This is a genomic window from Polaromonas sp. (genome assembly GCF_035638815.1).
In the GTDB taxonomy this organism is placed as follows: Bacteria; Pseudomonadota; Gammaproteobacteria; order Burkholderiales; family Burkholderiaceae_C; genus Polaromonas.
Genome location: NZ_DASQZG010000009.1, coordinates 36826 through 51103, shown reverse-complemented (window position 1 = coordinate 51103; position 14278 = coordinate 36826). Strand labels below are relative to the sequence as shown.

16 protein-coding genes are annotated in these 14278 nt (G+C 58.7%); 5 read left to right on the top strand and 11 right to left on the bottom strand.

All coding sequences use genetic code 11. From position 1 onward, the window contains the following. Positions 1-22: 22 nt before the first annotated feature. A complete protein-coding gene (locus VE934_RS04135; protein WP_324884618.1) occupies positions 23-436 on the top strand; it encodes a hypothetical protein in 414 nt (137 codons plus the stop codon). An 8-nt stretch (positions 437-444) separates the two neighbouring features. Here the strand turns inward: VE934_RS04135 and VE934_RS04130 are convergent, their stop codons facing one another. Together VE934_RS04130 and VE934_RS04125 are read right to left on the bottom strand one after the other, a co-directional pair. Next, positions 445-1383, bottom strand: coding sequence for a Ku protein (locus VE934_RS04130; protein WP_324884617.1), 939 nt, complete (start codon positions 1381-1383; stop codon positions 445-447). Beyond that, positions 1383-1562, bottom strand: coding sequence for a DUF3606 domain-containing protein (locus tag VE934_RS04125; RefSeq protein WP_324884615.1), 180 nt, complete (start codon positions 1560-1562; stop codon positions 1383-1385). The genes VE934_RS04130 and VE934_RS04125 overlap by 1 nt, the downstream gene beginning before the upstream one ends. Before the next feature lie 252 nt (positions 1563-1814). Here VE934_RS04125 and VE934_RS04120 point away from each other — a divergent pair, with 252 nt between their 5' ends. Continuing rightward, positions 1815-2189, top strand: a complete 375-nt coding sequence (locus tag VE934_RS04120) for a response regulator (protein ID WP_324884613.1) — start codon at positions 1815-1817, stop codon at positions 2187-2189. Between the two features lie 112 nt (positions 2190-2301). Here VE934_RS04120 and VE934_RS04115 read toward each other — a convergent pair whose 3' ends face one another. The 4 genes from VE934_RS04115 to VE934_RS04100 all read right to left on the bottom strand — a co-directional run bounded on the left by VE934_RS04115 (position 2302) and on the right by VE934_RS04100 (position 5936). Then, positions 2302-2862, bottom strand: a complete 561-nt coding sequence (locus tag VE934_RS04115) for an alpha/beta hydrolase family protein (RefSeq protein WP_324884612.1) — start codon at positions 2860-2862, stop codon at positions 2302-2304. Continuing rightward, complete coding sequence (locus VE934_RS04110) at positions 2805-4313, bottom strand: S9 family peptidase (protein WP_324884610.1); 1509 nt, start codon at positions 4311-4313, stop codon at positions 2805-2807. The genes VE934_RS04115 and VE934_RS04110 overlap by 58 nt, the downstream gene beginning before the upstream one ends. 157 nt (positions 4314-4470) lie before the next feature. Continuing rightward, positions 4471-4947, bottom strand: coding sequence for a peptidylprolyl isomerase (locus VE934_RS04105; protein WP_324884608.1), 477 nt, complete (start codon positions 4945-4947; stop codon positions 4471-4473). An 80-nt stretch (positions 4948-5027) separates the two neighbouring features. After that, positions 5028-5936 (bottom strand): LysR family transcriptional regulator ArgP, encoded by a 909-nt coding sequence (locus VE934_RS04100; RefSeq protein ID WP_324884606.1) that lies wholly within the window; start codon positions 5934-5936, stop codon positions 5028-5030. Between the two features lie 97 nt (positions 5937-6033). Here VE934_RS04100 and VE934_RS04095 point away from each other — a divergent pair, with 97 nt between their 5' ends. The 3 genes from VE934_RS04095 (at position 6034) to queC (ending at position 8734) form a co-directional block, all read left to right on the top strand. Next, on the top strand, positions 6034-7323 hold the full coding sequence (locus tag VE934_RS04095) for a D-amino acid dehydrogenase (protein ID WP_324884605.1): 1290 nt from the start codon (positions 6034-6036) through the stop codon (positions 7321-7323). A 130-nt stretch (positions 7324-7453) separates the two neighbouring features. Further along, the gene (locus VE934_RS04090; RefSeq protein WP_324884603.1) at positions 7454-7918 is read left to right on the top strand and encodes a CBS domain-containing protein; all 465 of its coding nucleotides are present in this window, start codon (positions 7454-7456) and stop codon (positions 7916-7918) included. Between the two features lie 108 nt (positions 7919-8026). Next, positions 8027-8734: a 7-cyano-7-deazaguanine synthase QueC gene (gene queC / locus VE934_RS04085; RefSeq protein WP_324884601.1), complete on the top strand. Its 708-nt coding sequence runs from the start codon at positions 8027-8029 to the stop codon at positions 8732-8734. Between the two features lie 128 nt (positions 8735-8862). On the opposite strand, the gene VE934_RS04080 is transcribed toward queC, so the two are convergent. The 5 genes from VE934_RS04080 to cobT all read right to left on the bottom strand — a co-directional run bounded on the left by VE934_RS04080 (position 8863) and on the right by cobT (position 14268). Beyond that, entirely contained in the window at positions 8863-10662 is a 1800-nt protein-coding gene (locus tag VE934_RS04080) for an ABC transporter ATP-binding protein/permease (RefSeq protein ID WP_324884599.1), read from the bottom strand. Between the two features lie 23 nt (positions 10663-10685). After that, the gene (locus tag VE934_RS04075; protein ID WP_324884597.1) at positions 10686-11654 is read right to left on the bottom strand and encodes a 5'-nucleotidase; all 969 of its coding nucleotides are present in this window, start codon (positions 11652-11654) and stop codon (positions 10686-10688) included. A gap of 183 nt (positions 11655-11837) precedes the next feature. After that, positions 11838-12383 carry a histidine phosphatase family protein gene (locus tag VE934_RS04070; protein WP_324884595.1) on the bottom strand — a complete coding sequence of 182 codons (546 nt, stop codon included), beginning with the start codon at positions 12381-12383 and terminating at the stop codon, positions 11838-11840. Then, positions 12380-13222 carry an adenosylcobinamide-GDP ribazoletransferase gene (locus VE934_RS04065; RefSeq protein ID WP_324884593.1) on the bottom strand — a complete coding sequence of 281 codons (843 nt, stop codon included), beginning with the start codon at positions 13220-13222 and terminating at the stop codon, positions 12380-12382. Before VE934_RS04065 ends, VE934_RS04070 begins: the two co-directional genes overlap by 4 nt. A 2-nt stretch (positions 13223-13224) precedes the next feature. Next, a complete protein-coding gene (gene cobT / locus VE934_RS04060; RefSeq protein ID WP_324884592.1) occupies positions 13225-14268 on the bottom strand; it encodes a nicotinate-nucleotide--dimethylbenzimidazole phosphoribosyltransferase in 1044 nt (347 codons plus the stop codon). Positions 14269-14278 lie beyond the last annotated feature (10 nt).

Sequence of the window (14278 nt, the reverse complement as noted above, 5' to 3'; positions counted from 1 at the left end):
AGCAGCACAATCCGGAGGTCCTATGAGCCGAAAAGTTTTTCTCACCGTGGTGAGTTTCATTGCAACAGCCGTGGGGAGTGCGGCCTTGTTCCTGCCGGCTGCTTTACTCGAAAGCAAGGGCGTGGTGCCGCATGCCGCAACCATCGTCTGGGTACGCGAAGTGGGCGTTGCGCTGATAGCGATAGGCCTTGTTGCGTGGATGGTCAGGGGACATCCAGACTCGCCAACCATGAGGGCGTTTCTCATGGGCAATGCGGTGCTTCAGCTTGGTCTGTTGCCCATAGAAATCATTGCATTTGCCAATGGCACCCTCTCCAAAGTGTCGGGCATCGTCCCCAACTCACTACTGCACGCGACATTGGCTGCGGCGTTCGTCTACTACGCCTGGAAGGTCTGCAACGTTAAAGCGGGTGAAAGCCGGACAACACGAGCTTGATACCCGCTTTACGCTGCCTTGCGAAGCTTGGGCGCTGATTTTTTAGCGGGCGCTTTTGCGGCCGGTGCCTTTTTGGCCGGCGCCGATTTTGCTGCGGGCGTGCGTGTGCCCCCGGCAATGCTTCGCTTGAGCAGTTCTGTCAGATCAACAACCTGGCCGCCGGAGCCACCGCCTGACTCGGGCGCGATTGTCTCAACTTGCTCTACCTGGCCCGACTTGGCCTTGTCTTCCACCAGCCGCATGATCGCCTCATGGAACGAATCCCGAAACTGGTCGGCGTCCCAGCTTGTGGTCATGTCCTTGACTAATTGCTTGGCCATGGCAAGCTCGGCGTCCTTGATTCCGGCTTCCTTTGCCCCCTGGGGTGGCAATTGAAGCGCGCTCCAGGACCGTATTTCACCACCCCAGCGGAGCAGGTTCAGCACCAGGGCCGGGCCGCATGGCATCAACAGGGCCAGATGCTGCTTGTTGGAAATAACGACCTTGGCAACGCCCACCATCTGGGTTGCTGCAAGCGCTTCACGTAGCAGCGCGTAGACCTTCTGGCCCTTGTTTACCGGCGCGGTGTAGTACGGCTTCTCGAGGTAGACGAAAGGAATCTGATCAATAGGCACAAAAGCTTCGATCTCAATCGTCTGGGTGGTTTTGGGATAAGCCTTCTCAATTTCCTCAGGAGACACCAAAACAAATTGGCCGTCCTCCCATTCAACACCTTTAACAATGTCGGCCATGGCAACTTCTTTGCCAGACTTTTTGTTGATGCGTTTGTAGCCCACCGGGTCCATCGACCGCTTGTCAATCATCTTGAAGTTCATGTCGGTTTCGGACGTTGCCGAAAACAGCGCCACGGGGACATGTACAAGGCCAAAGCTGATGGCCCCCTTCCACAGCGACCGGGTAGAACTGGCCGCCTTGCCGGCATCCGGATCGGATTTCGCCTTGGCCATTATTTGCGGCCGGAAAGGTATTTGCGCACGGCGTCCGCAGAGTTGCCGACCGCCTCCACCGCTGCACGCAATTGTTTTTCCGTGCACCCCAAAGATTGAGTCCAGTCGCGCAGTTCGTACTCCTGCTCCAGACTGATGAGTTTGCGGTCGTTTCCGGTTTTGCTTTTGTCGTCTGACATGGCGGCTCCTGATTTGTATGCCGGATCGTAGACGTGCGGAAAGGCTGTGTCCTGTAGGACACGGTCGGATCATCGATTCGGGAAAATCTTCGTCAGGCGCGGATTGACGGAGGAGTGGCTGTGTGAAAGGGGTGGCTATCCCTCTGCGCGCAGGACTCGCTTAGATGAAGTCCTACAGACCGTTGCACTGTAGTGCGGTACTGTTGGATACATCTGTCCATAACTACACCAAGAGCAAGAGAGTACGAGAGCATGAGAGTTGTCCTGATTGAAGACAATGAGGTTTTTCGCACGCATATGAAGAGGTTGCTCAGCATGCTGCCGGGCACCAGTATTGTCAAAGAGTTGAGCGTCCAGAACGAGGCTGAGCAGTGGTTCCGCGATCACCCCTCGGATTGGGATTTGGCACTGGTCGATTTATTTCTGGCGACAGGCAACGGCTTTCATGTTTTGAAAAGCTGTCTGGCAAGAAGCCCATCCCAGAAGGTAGTTGTTGCTACCAACTACGACACGGATTTCGTACGCGGGCAGGTGCGAAGTTTTGGTGCGGACGCATTTTTTGACAAGGCCCTGGAGCTGGATGCGCTGGCGGACTACTGCAAGGACATTGCCACAAGCCGCATTTAGCGACAGTCCAACGCGGAAGAGCAAACTTGCCGCGGTCGATGACCATGCTGCTGTCAAAGATTGCGCCGCTACAGAGTCGGTAGAGCCGATGCGGCTGCTTCTTCGCGCGTCCTCAGACAACTCCTTCAAGCTGGGCGACGGAGTTCTCTGCTGCAGTGGGTGTTGAGGTTTCCGGTGTTTGTTCCAGGTGAGATTCGTGCCAGTCAATGATTCGCTGCGCTGCGTCGGCCCGGCACATGGGCTTGCCCTCGCCCAGAAAAAGATGGCCTTCCTCTGGATAGAGCACCAGTTCAGTCCGGGTGTCTCCTGCGGTGTAGAGGCTCACAAAAAGTTCTTCGGACTGACATTTCGGGCAGCGTTCGTCATCTTTCCCCTGAAGGAAAAGAGTGGGCGTTTTTGCGGATTCAATGAACTGAAGTGGCGATAATTCGCGCGCCCGCTTGCGGCTGAATTCGGGCTCTGTTCCCAGATAGAGTGGGTCGGCGTAATACCCGCCGTCCGACGTGCCGTAGTGGGTTTCGATGTTGCCGACCGGCGCCATGACCACAGCGGCCTGAAACATGTCGGAGTGACCAATTGCCCAACTGCTCAGATAGCCACCATAGGACTTGCCGGTCACGCACACCCTGTCGTCGCAAATGCCTTCAGCCTGCAATTGTTTGATGGCCGCCATATGCTGCGGAAAGTCCAGGCCCCCCATTTTCCAGCCAATCGCGTGCGGAAGTCTTCGCCATAGCTGCTGGAGCCGACGGCGTTGAGCAAAAGGATGGTCCAACCTCTGGAGCACATGGCCTGCCAGTACACATTGGTGTCGTAGTCGAGAAGGGCGTAGCTCCCGGGTCCGCCGTGGATGTCGTCGAGTAAGGGGGAGGGTTGGCCCTTGGGCGTGTCTGTGCCCCGCAGCAACCAGCCATGTATTTTCTCCAGACCACCTTTTCCGTCAGGCACCTCAAATGTTCGCTCCGACATTTCGATGGCGCTGCGTGAAGCCCACCAGCTGTTCAGATTGGACAGTTGCAGCTTCTGTCCACCTTCGAACGATTTGTAAAACAGCTCTTCCGGTGCGTCAGGCGACTGCGATGAGAAGGCGTAGCCATCTGCCATCGGCGACATGGCGCCGATTTGACGGGGGCCGGTCAGCAGAACGTCAATGTCGCCATCTTGCACCCCCACTGACACAAGCTCGTGGCGCCCGCGCCACGCCCGCACAAGATAAATTTTTTGGTCGTCCTCATCCCAGCAAAGTGACTCTGGATGCGCCACCTCGACCGCGTCGCCCCCGACGCAGCGCGACATGCCTGTTTTGAGATCGAGAATCCACAGCCGGGCTTCACTGTCACCGGCCTTGCGTGCACCTGCATAAGCGAGTGACTGGCTATCGGGTGCCCACGAAGGCTGCATAACTGTGGAAACGTCATGCGTCACCTGGCGGTGGTTTTTGCCCTCTGCATCGCAAATCCACAGATCCGAGAGGTGGGCATATTTGCCATCGCGCGCGCGTACGTAGGCGATGTGCTTTCCGTCTTGCGAGGGCTCAAAAGCGAGCACATCAAAGGGCCCGTCTGTGATTTGTTCGGTCTGTCGTGTGTTGACGCCAATGCGGAACAGATGAATTTCCCGTTTGAGGAGATAACCCACGCCGTCACTTTTGTAGGGGAGTTTCCAGCAGACTTCGGGGTCACTTTCACTTTGGGTTTCCGGACTCTTGCCGCGTTTTCCCCTTACGTCCGGCGACACGCTGGTCGGCACTGCCAGGATCAAACTCTGCGAATCGCTTGCCCAGCGCAAGCTGCTGACCCCGCTGGCGAAATTGCCCAGTTGTTTGGCTTCACCACTGTCCAATGCAAGCAAATGGAGTTGGGTATTGTCCCCGCCCCGGTTTGAAAGAAACGCCAGCGTCATGCCATCGGGCGAAAGTCTGGGCGAGTTGTCCGACCCATCACCGGGGGTCGCGGGCTCGGCGGTTTTTGTCAGTGCCTCAAACCGCCAGATCTGCGTGCTGTAGGTGTTGTCTTTTCTGTTGACTGAGCGGACAGTTCCAAAGGATTTCGTATGGCCGGCCAAGCCATGAAGGTCAATGAGTTTTTTTTGCTCGTAAAGGTCGTCTGCGGTAAAGGGTTTCATGATTGAAGCGTCGTGTGGAATGCTTCAAATCTTGCGCACCCTTACGCCCGGACCTGTAGGATAAAAGCGCGCGCCGCTGCCCAACTTGTTCGACTGGAAAGCTGGGGGCAGGGGCGGGCCGTGAGGGCCCCTAAGTCATGGCGCCGGAAGCGAATGCTCAGTGGTGGTGGCCGTGCTCACCGTGCACGTGGCGGTGGGCAATTTCTTCTTCTGAGGCTGCGCGTACATCCGTCACGGTGAGCTTGAAACGCAAGGCCTTGCCAGCCAGGGGGTGGTTGCCGTCCAGAATGACGGTGTCGCCCTTGATCTTGATGACCGTGAAGGCGACTGTGTGTCCGTCTTCACCGCGACCTTCGAGCTGACCGCCTACTTTGACGCCTGGTGGAAACTGGCTTTTGGGGATGGTTCGCACAAGGTTTTCGTCGCGCACGCCAAAGGCGTCTTGTGCCTGCAGTTCCAGAGTGGTTTGGTAGCCTTTTGTCTTTCCGTCGAGAGCTTCCTCGATTTTGGGCAGGGTGTTGCCATAACCGCCGTGCAGATAGACCATGGGTTCGTTGCTTTCCTCAACAACTTTGCCCAGCAGATCGGTGACTTTAAAGCGCAAGGTAACGGCGGTGTCTTTTTCGATTTTCATGGCGTGACTGGATGAGATGAAGGGGATGATGTGTGGGATTCTCGCACCCCGCGCAAGTTGGACTCAAAAGGCGCCCTCCGTCAGGCCAGGAGCTTTTCTGCCCTGGTACTCAGCGCAACGGTGATGGCGTCCAGCACGTCGGATTCGAGATTCCAGCAATGCCAGTAGAGTTGGGTGGCCATCACATGGCCGGGCGCTACATTGACCAGTGCCCCGGTTTCAACCAGTCCGCGCACCAGCAGCTCCGGCACCACACTCACACCCCAGCCACCCAGCGCCGCCCTGACTTGGCCCTCGGAACTGGGCACAAACAATTGGCAAAGACTGATGTGCTTGAGGCCAAGGGCTTTGGCTACAAAGTCACGCTGCATGTCGTCTTTGCGATTAAAGGCAATGTAGGTGATGTTGCGAAAGTTGGACGCATCCAGACCGCCTGCCAGATGAGTCTGCGCATAAGCCGGCGTTGCGACGGCTACGTAATTCATGGCGCCAAGGCCAGTCACTTTGCAGCCACGCAGGGGTTGCTTGAGTGTGGTGACGCAGCCCAGCACCTGGCCCTCACGGAGCCAGTCGTGGGTGAAGTCCTGGTCATCGGCAATGATTTCGATGGGAAGGCCCTGGGTGACCAAATCGGTCAGCGCGTCGAGCGCCCAGCTGGCAATGCTGTCGGCGTTGATGGCAATCGAAATACGGCCGTCTTCACGGATGCCGCCGGATGCGCCCGGGGCCAGTTCCTTAAGGTCGCGCTCCAGGTCGGTGCGGATCAGGCGGAGCTGCTTTGCGTGTTTGAGCAGCAAGCGGCCCGCCGATGTTGCCTGTAGCGGCCGGCTTCGGACGATCAGGATGGCGCCAACCTGGCCCTCCAGAACCCGCAGGCGCTGCGAGATGGCCGACTGCGTGACGTTCAGGCGCTGCGCAGCACGCTCAAAACCACCTTCTTCAATGATGGCGGCCAGGCATTCCAGCGCAAGGGGGTCGTAGATAGTCATGGGCTCAGGAGCGGGTTTAACATTAGGTCTCCTAATGAATTGCCAAAGAGTTTATCCATGCTGTTCATTTATTGCAAGTTCATTCAAACTGTCGATCATGAAAATCATCGTCCTCGGCGCCGGCATCATTGGAATCAGCACGGCCTGGCACCTGGCCAGGCGCGGGCATGAGGTGACGGTGATTGAGCGCCAGCCCGGCGCCGCGCTGGAGACCAGTTTTGCCAATGCCGGACAAATATCGGTGAGCTACTGTGAGCCGTGGGCCAGCCCGGAGGCGCCGGCCAAGCTTGTGAAATGGATGTTTCGCAAGGACGCACCCCTGTTGTTTCGTCCCAAGCTGGATTGGCGTCAATGGCGTTGGGGCTTGCAGTTTTTAAGCCAGTGCAATGACGCTGCCTTCAAGCGCAACGTCGAGCAACTGGTGGCCCTGGGAGCCTACAGCCACGAAGCGCTGAAAGACATCGTTGGCGTGACCAACATTGACTACAACCGGCTGGAACGCGGCATTGCCCACTACTACACGGATCAAAGATCGTTTGATCTGGCTGCCGACGCGGCGGTGCTGATGCAGGGCTTTGGCGTCAAGCGCCAGGTGATCAGCCGGGAGGAGTTGTTCAAGCTGGAGCCTGCCTACCGCGCGTTTGCCCGCCGGATTGTCGGTGCCACCTACACCCCCAGCGATGAAAGTGGCGATGCGCGCATGTTCACTCAGGAGCTGGCGCGCCAATGCGAAGCAATGGGCGTGCAGTTTTTGTACGGACACGACATCCTGCGGCTTGAAAAAACAGGAGGGGCTATCACTGCGGTCAAGGTCGCGCAGCGCAGCACCGGCCTTGAATCTTCGTGGAAGGCCGACGCCTTTGTGGCCGCCTGTGGTTCCTACACGGCGCCTTTGCTGCAAGAGGTTGGGGTCGAATTGCCCATCTATCCCGGCAAGGGCTACAGCGCAACATTCAAAATACTCCGACCCGATCTCGCACCCTATGTCAGCACGATTGATGACGAGGTCAAGTGCGCGATCAGCCGTCTGGGCGACAGCCTGCGGGTAGCGGGAACGATTGAGGTGGCGGGTTACGACCTGACGCTGGACACCCCACTGGCCAAAGCCCGCTGCCAGATGCTTGCCGACCGGATTGAGCAGGTGCTGCCGGGCGTTTGCGATACCCGTAGCGTGGCCGAGGGCGGGCAGCCCGACTACTGGGCAGGCCTCAGACCCGCAACGCCGACCAACATCCCCTTCATTGGCAAAACCGGTGTTGAAAAACTCTGGGTTAACGCGGGGCACGGGACTTTAGGATGGACACACGGCGCTGGCTCGGGCAAGGCCCTTGCGGAGTTGATCGACGGTCAGCGGCCTGGCCTGCGCTTCAAATTTCTCGGCGATTGAAAGCCACGGCAGCGCCTACGTCAGGCTTGGCGCTTGTCTGACAGTTGTGTGCGGGGTGCGGGGCTAAGGTGTTAAAAGTGCCAGCTTGCCTGGTGAAACATCAACACTTCTTTTCCCATCAGGAGCTTTTATGCCTACCGTATCCAGCATCATGACGCGCGATGTGCGCGTCCTTGCCCCAACAGACTCCCTGCGCCGTGCAGCGCAGCTCATGGAAGAGCTTAATGTCGGCGTAATTCCTGTTTGCAACGGCAAAAAACTGGTGGGAATGGTGACGGACCGGGACATTACGCTGCGCGGAGTTGCAAAAGGTCTCGGCGTTGAAGACACGCCGCTGTCAGTCATCATGACCGAAGAAGTCCTCTGGTGTTTTGAGGACCAGCCCGTGAGCGAAGTGATGGAAAAAATGGGCGATGCCCAGGTCAGGCGCCTGCCAGTGGTTGACCGCGAGAAACATCTAGTTGGCATCTTGTCCTTGGGAGACATTGCAGCCAAGGCCGACGGGAAATCTGTTGGTGCAGTTTTGCAGGATATTTCCGAGACTTCGTCGCCTGAGCGCACCAGCACGCCGGCCGCCAGCCAGTCTGGCGGCTAAATTCACGTTAACGGTTATGCGGGCTGTGCGCCATTCGCACAGAGGCAGGGCACGGCAAAGTGATTCACACGGGGCACAATAGGCCCCGTTTTCATTTGTTTTTGCAGCATGCACACCACCGCACTCGTACTCTTCTCAGGCGGGCAGGACTCGACCACCTGCCTGGCGCAGGCGCTCTCAAAATATGAGCGTGTGGAAACCGTGGCCTTTGACTACGGCCAGCGCCACAGCGTCGAGTTGCAGGCGCGGCTGGAGGTCCTGCGCGAGATCAAAACGCGTTTTCCTCATTGGGCTTCAAAGATGGGAGAAGACCACATGCTGGATCTGGCCGTCCTGGGTCAGGTCAGCGAGACGTCCCTGACCCGCGACACAGCTTTCAAGATGGAAGCCTCTGGTTTGCCCAACACCTTTGTACCGGGCCGCAACTTGCTGTTCCTGACGCTGGCTGCGGCCCTGGCGTACAGGCGTGACTTGCAGGTGCTGGTAACAGGCGTGTGCGAGACGGATTTTTCAGGCTACCCCGATTGCCGCGACGACACGATCAAGGCCATGCAACTGGCTTTGTCCCTGGGCATGGACAAACGCTTCCTCATTGACACGCCGCTGATGTGGATAGACAAGTCCGCCACTTGGGCAATGGCGCATTCGCTGGGCGGGCAGGCACTGGTAGAGCTGATCATCGAACACACCCACACTTGTTATATGGGTGACCGAGAACACCGCCACGCCTGGGGTTATGGCTGCGGTGCATGCCCGGCCTGTGAGCTGCGTGCGCGCGGCTTTGCTTCTTACAGCGCTGGGCTTTCAAAGCCGTAATTGCGCTCCACTTTGGCGATGCGGGTTTTGTACTGGCGATACCAATCGGTTCGCCCGGTCTGCTGCGTCAGGGGACGCTCTGCCCAACTCGCACCGTGCTCGGCACGGCGCGGTGGGCGTCGCGGCGATCACGCAACCTTTTCCTTGAGCTGGTACAGCGCAGGCGAGCCCTCGGGTAACTTTTCCAGCTCCCAGCGCTTGCTGTGATAGTCTGCAACGGCAGGACGGTGCGCTATTGAAACGATAGCGCCTCCCGCTTGTTGCACTTGGGCAATCAGCCGTTCGTACAAGGTTTTTTCTGCGGCTTCATCCAATGCACTGGTGGCCTCATCGGCAAACAACCATTTCGGTTTTTTCAGCAGCACACGGGCAATGGCCAGGCGCTGCTGTTCACCGCCCGAGAGCTTCTGGCCCCACGCGTCTTCGTCGTTGAGGCGTTGCTTGAGCTGGGGCAACAGGGCGTCGTCCAGCGCCTGACGCAGGGCCTCGTCGGTGTAGCTGCCAGCTGGCTGCGGGTAAGCCAACGCATCACGCAGGGTGCCGTTGGGAAAGTAGGGTCGCTGCGGGATAAACATGGCGTCGGGCGGCAAACTGGTGCGACCTCGACTGAACGGCCAGATGCCGGCGAAGGCCCTGAACAGCGTTGACTTGCCGCTGCCCGAGGGACCCTTGAGCAGCACGCTGTCGCCCGCTTCCGCATGCAGGGACAGGCCCGAAAGCAGCACCGAGCCATTCGGCAGGCTGAGTGTCAGGTCTTCGGCGTCCAAGGTATTGTTCGTCCCGGATGCTACTGAATAGATAGCAGACTGCGCCCGTCCCGCCTGGGCCAATTGCTGAAAACTCTCTTCGAAACTTGTCAGACGGTCGGTCGTGGCACGCCAGGCAGCCAAACTGCTGTAGTTGTCGACAAACCAGCTCAACGAGTCCTGCACCCGGCCGAAGGCAGACGCAATCTGCATCAGCTGCCCGAGCTGGATGGCGCCGCTGAAAAAACGCGGCGCTGCCACGATGAATGGAAACACCACGGCGGCCTGCCCAAAAAAGTTGGTGAACCAGATCAGGTTTTTCTGCTTTTTGATGAGTGTCAGGTAGTTACCCAGCACGGTGGAAAACCGGGTGTCGAGTTGCACGCGCTCCACTGCTTCGCCTTTGTCCAGCGCAATTGACTCACTGTATTCGCGCACCCGCACCAGATGGTGGCGAAAGTCGGCCTCATAACGTTGTTGCAGAAAGTTGAGCTTGATCTGGGGGCGGCCAATGTAGTGGGTAATGAGGCTGCCCACGGCGCAGTAAAGCACCGCCATCCAGACCATGAAGCCGGGGATATTGAAACTGCTCTCTCCAACCGTGAAAGCAAACGGACCCGAGAGGCCCCACAGAATGCCGACAAAGCTCAGCAGGGTCACCACCGCATTGAGCAGGCCCATGCTCAGCGACACGGTGTAGGTTGTGAAGAGGTTCAGGTCTTCCTGAATACGCTGGTCCGGGTTGTCGGGTGTGGCTTGCTCCCCGCTGGCTGTTGCATACCGCGCCAACTCCAGTTTGTAAAACGCGTGGTTGCTGAGCCAGCGCTGCAGGTAGTGCGCCGTCATCCAGGCGCGCCAGCGGATCTCCAGCAGTTGCGTCAAGTAAAAGCGGTAAACCGCAATGATGATGAAGGCAAATGCAAGGTAAGTAAAACGTCCCAACTGCTCCCAGAACACTGGCTGGTTTTTCTCCTGCAAGGCGTCGTAAAACACGCGATTCCACTCATTGAGCAACACCAGCATGTAAACCGCAGCCAGGTTGAGCACAACAATGGCCAGCAGCAGGCCACGCGCTTTCCATTTTTCTTCTGACTGGAAGTAGGGCTTGGTCAGCGCCCAGGCCTTGCGGCAAAAGTCCCGGAAGCTGTTCAGTTTTCCGGACGTGGTGGTGGGAAGGTTCATGCGTGGAGCCTCGCTGGGTAGTATCAGGACAACTGGTTTGACACACCGCTCACCACATGGCCGGACGGCACATGTTGCGCGGCAGAATTCACGTGACCGGTCTGGTCATCAAAGAAAAAATCGGGCTCGAACTCGCGCAGGAATTCGCCCTTGGGGAGGCCGCCCAGAAACATCGCTTCATCAACCTCGATGTTCCAGTCCATCAGCGTGCGGATCGCGCGCTCATGCGCCGGCGCGCTGCGCGCGGTGACCAGCGCGGTGCGTATGCGCATGTGCGATGTGCCGACCTGTTGCAGGCGATGCAATGCCTCCAGCAACGGTTTGAAAGGGCCAGCCAGCAAGGGTTGACCGGCCTTGTCACGCTCGTGCGCCTGAAAGGCAGACAGCCCATGCGACTGGAACACACGCTCGGCTTCGTCTGAAAAAATGACTGCGTCACCGTCAAAGGCAATGCGTACTTCATGCGGATGTTTATCGCTGGCGTGGGCTGATTGCGGATAGACCTGGGCAGCAGGCACACCAGCCGCCAACGCATCGCGCACATCGCTCAAGTGGGCCGACAAAAACAGGTTCGCATGCAGCGGTTTGAGGTAGCGCCACGGCGCCTCGCCCCGGTTGAAGGTGCCGCGCTGGATGTTCAGGCCGTAGTGTTGTGCTGAGCGAAACACGCGCATGCCAGACACCGGGTCATTTCGCGAGAGGATGACCACTTCCACGCGTTGTGCCAGTTTGGCGGCAGGAGAGGCATCGTCCAGGCTGTCGGGGGCGTCATTGAAGGCCAGCAGTTTTTTGACCAGTGAAAACGCCACGCCCGGCTTGGCCGGCACGTCGAGCCGGTCTAACTGCATTTGCATGTAGGCCGCGTCTTTTTTGCGGCCGGGTTCGGGTGACTGCACAATGCCGTCTTCAAACACCCGGTTTTCTTCCTCAAAGTCAAACAGCGCGCGCGATGAAATCGCCACCACCAGTTGTCCGTCAAGATTTGCTGCCATGGATTACCTGCTCACTTCAAAAGCCTACTGTAACGCCGGCCTGCTCCCCGGTCCCTGTGTAACCAGCAGCTCTCGCCTGTCATCCCGGGCGCTAGACCCGGGATCCATGCCGAGCAACCCACCGACGGGAGTTCTCCATCCCCGACCGCTACTGCAAGCCCGCAATAAAAAGCGCACTCACCGCTACAGAGTCAAGCATCGCCAATGTCCGCACCCCGTACCCTCCACAGGCCATTGGCCGGCATCCGTGACCTGGCGAATCCCTTGTGCCACCAACTGCGCGCTACGGATGATGCCGGCGTGGGTGATCCAGACTGAATCGCGCCCGGAAGGAAGTTCGTCAAAAGCCTGGGCAACACGTTCCATCACGGCATTGGTGCTTTCTCCATGGCCGCCAACGGCGTGGTCAGCAAAGTTGCCCATCCATTGGTCGAATTCGGTGCGTGCAATGTGGTCCCAGAGTTTGCCTTCCCAATCCCCGAAGTTCATTTCCTTCAAACGGGCATCCGTTTGAAGGGTCAAATCGGGCCGAAGCCCAATCAACACCTGCGCAAGCTGCGCACATCTTTGTAGCGGGGAGGCACTGACGGCGGCATTCGGAGGGAGCACGGTTGCAAGTGCTTTGGCGCATTGCCGGGTGGCGTTCGGGTCGGCCGCGACATCCATGGCGCCATAACACGTGCCCGGCTCCATCAGGACTTGTGCGTGGCGGACCAGCCAGAGGGTCATGGAAAGCTGAGCGCCAGGCCAAGGTAGAAGGCGATCTCGCAGACCTGCTGCGTGGCACCCAGGCAATCACCCGTGAAACCTTGCAGACGCCGCGTGAAAAGCCGGCCCATCCAGAGCAGGGCAATCACCGAGAAGCTGAAAGCCACTATCAAAGTTATAGCAGGTAGCGCCCATGATGAAAGGGCAAGAGCGCCAAGACACCAAACAGCCGCAATGAAGAGGCTGTTTGGACTGATCTGGGCGGCCAGCGGCTTTGATTTGGAGTTTGCGCTGTCGCCCACATGTGGCAGGGAGTAAATCAGTAGCAGCGGCAGGGCGCGAGAAGCGACATGCGCGGCAAAGAGCGCGGTGGCGACCAACCAGCCGTTGAAAAGCACGGGGGCGTCTTCTTCTTGGGGCACGGCGCCTTCAAGCGAGCCAAGCAGGCCAAGGAGTGCCAGCTTGCTCACCAGCGCGAGGACCAGCGCGATGGCGCCGAAGGCGCCCACGCGCGAGTCCTTCATGATTTCCAGCGCGCGATCACGTTCTGCGCTTCCACCCAGACCATCGGCGACATCCGCAAGCCCGTCCTCATGAAAGGCCCCGGTCAATAAAACGCCAGTAACTGTCGACAGTACCGCCGCAACCAGCGGCGTGAACGTGGTGGCTGGTAGCAGAGCCAGCAGCAGAAGGTAGGTTCCGGCGGTCACGGCGCCAACAATCCAGCCAATGCCAGGGAAATGGGCAGCGCTGGCGCGGAGCATCTCGGGGCTAAAACCTACCCAATCGGCCAGACGCCCGGTGATGGGGATGCGGGTAAAAAACTGTACTGCCAGCAGAAAGTGGCGAATGGACTGCATCGCTAATTTTTCCCGCTAACCCCAGCGGACTCAAAACTCGCCATTTCCGCAAGAAAAAGCGCTGCAGACTGCAGCAACGGCCAGGCCAGCAGCGCACCCGTGCCTTCGCCCAGACGCATCTCCAAGTCCAGCAGTGGTGTGGCCTGCAAATGAGCCAGCAATAGGCGGTGTCCAGTCTCGGCCGAGCGATGGCAAAACACCAGGTAGTCTCTGGCGTGCGGTGCCAGCGCGCAAGCCACCAAAGCCGCCGTACCTGCGATAAAACCATCAACCAGCACCACGCGGCGCTCGCTGGCGGCCTGCAGCATGGCGCCGCTCATCATGGCAATTTCAAAACCGCCGAGTGCTGCGAGAACGGGCAGGGTGTCCTTCACATCGGCATGTTGGGTCAAAGCGCGTGCGAGGATGGCCTGCTTGTGTGCCAGTTGCGTGTCGTCCAGCCCAGTGCCGCGGCCGACCACATCGCTCAAAGGCAAGCCGGTCAGCCGCGCCAGCAGCAGGGCGGCTGCGGATGTGTTGCCAATGCCCATCTCGCCAAATGCCACCACATTGCCAGGTAGTCCTCGCATGACAGTCTTGCCGGCTTGCAGCGCCTGCTCTGCCTGGGCCATCGACATCGCAGGCCCTGTGCAACTGTTGCGCGTGCCCATCGCAATCTTGTGTTTGATCAGCTGCGGGTGGTCTTCGAATTCTGCGGCCACGCCAGCGTCCACCACATGCAGCGCAAAGCCGTGCTGACGCGCAAACACATTGATAGCCGCCCCGCCAGACAGCATGTTGCCCACCATCTGCACCGTCACGGCTTGCGGAAAAGCCGACACGCCTTCTGCGGCAATGCCATGGTCGGCGGCAAAAACCACCATTTGCGGCGAGTCAAAAGAAATAGTTTCACTGCGTTGGATCAAGCCCAGTTGCAGTGCCAATGTCTCTAGCTGGCCCAGCGCGCCCAGCGGTTTGGTTTTCGTATCAATGCGGTGCTGTAGCCGCACTTGCAGCGTGGCGTTGTGGGTGGACTCAATGGGAGGCAGAAAGGACAGCGCTGTCATTGGGGCACTA

What these genes read in the sequence shown, in the direction of transcription:
- VE934_RS04135 (WP_324884618.1), top strand. Translation starts at nt 23, where the DNA reads ATGAGCCGAAAAGTTTTTCTCACCGTGGTGAGTTTCATTGCAACAGCC.
- VE934_RS04130 (WP_324884617.1), bottom strand. Translation starts at nt 1,383, where the DNA reads ATGGCCAAGGCGAAATCCGATCCGGATGCCGGCAAGGCGGCCAGTTCT.
- VE934_RS04125 (WP_324884615.1), bottom strand. Translation starts at nt 1,562, where the DNA reads ATGTCAGACGACAAAAGCAAAACCGGAAACGACCGCAAACTCATCAGT.
- VE934_RS04120 (WP_324884613.1), top strand. Translation starts at nt 1,815, where the DNA reads ATGAGAGTTGTCCTGATTGAAGACAATGAGGTTTTTCGCACGCATATG.
- VE934_RS04115 (WP_324884612.1), bottom strand. Translation starts at nt 2,862, where the DNA reads ATGGCGGCCATCAAACAATTGCAGGCTGAAGGCATTTGCGACGACAGG.
- VE934_RS04110 (WP_324884610.1), bottom strand. Translation starts at nt 4,313, where the DNA reads ATGAAACCCTTTACCGCAGACGACCTTTACGAGCAAAAAAAACTCATT.
- VE934_RS04105 (WP_324884608.1), bottom strand. Translation starts at nt 4,947, where the DNA reads ATGAAAATCGAAAAAGACACCGCCGTTACCTTGCGCTTTAAAGTCACC.
- VE934_RS04100 (WP_324884606.1), bottom strand. Translation starts at nt 5,936, where the DNA reads ATGACTATCTACGACCCCCTTGCGCTGGAATGCCTGGCCGCCATCATT.
- VE934_RS04095 (WP_324884605.1), top strand. Translation starts at nt 6,034, where the DNA reads ATGAAAATCATCGTCCTCGGCGCCGGCATCATTGGAATCAGCACGGCC.
- VE934_RS04090 (WP_324884603.1), top strand. Translation starts at nt 7,454, where the DNA reads ATGCCTACCGTATCCAGCATCATGACGCGCGATGTGCGCGTCCTTGCC.
- queC (WP_324884601.1), top strand. Translation starts at nt 8,027, where the DNA reads ATGCACACCACCGCACTCGTACTCTTCTCAGGCGGGCAGGACTCGACC.
- VE934_RS04080 (WP_324884599.1), bottom strand. Translation starts at nt 10,662, where the DNA reads ATGAACCTTCCCACCACCACGTCCGGAAAACTGAACAGCTTCCGGGAC.
- VE934_RS04075 (WP_324884597.1), bottom strand. Translation starts at nt 11,654, where the DNA reads ATGGCAGCAAATCTTGACGGACAACTGGTGGTGGCGATTTCATCGCGC.
- VE934_RS04070 (WP_324884595.1), bottom strand. Translation starts at nt 12,383, where the DNA reads ATGACCCTCTGGCTGGTCCGCCACGCACAAGTCCTGATGGAGCCGGGC.
- VE934_RS04065 (WP_324884593.1), bottom strand. Translation starts at nt 13,222, where the DNA reads ATGCAGTCCATTCGCCACTTTCTGCTGGCAGTACAGTTTTTTACCCGC.
- cobT (WP_324884592.1), bottom strand. Translation starts at nt 14,268, where the DNA reads ATGACAGCGCTGTCCTTTCTGCCTCCCATTGAGTCCACCCACAACGCC.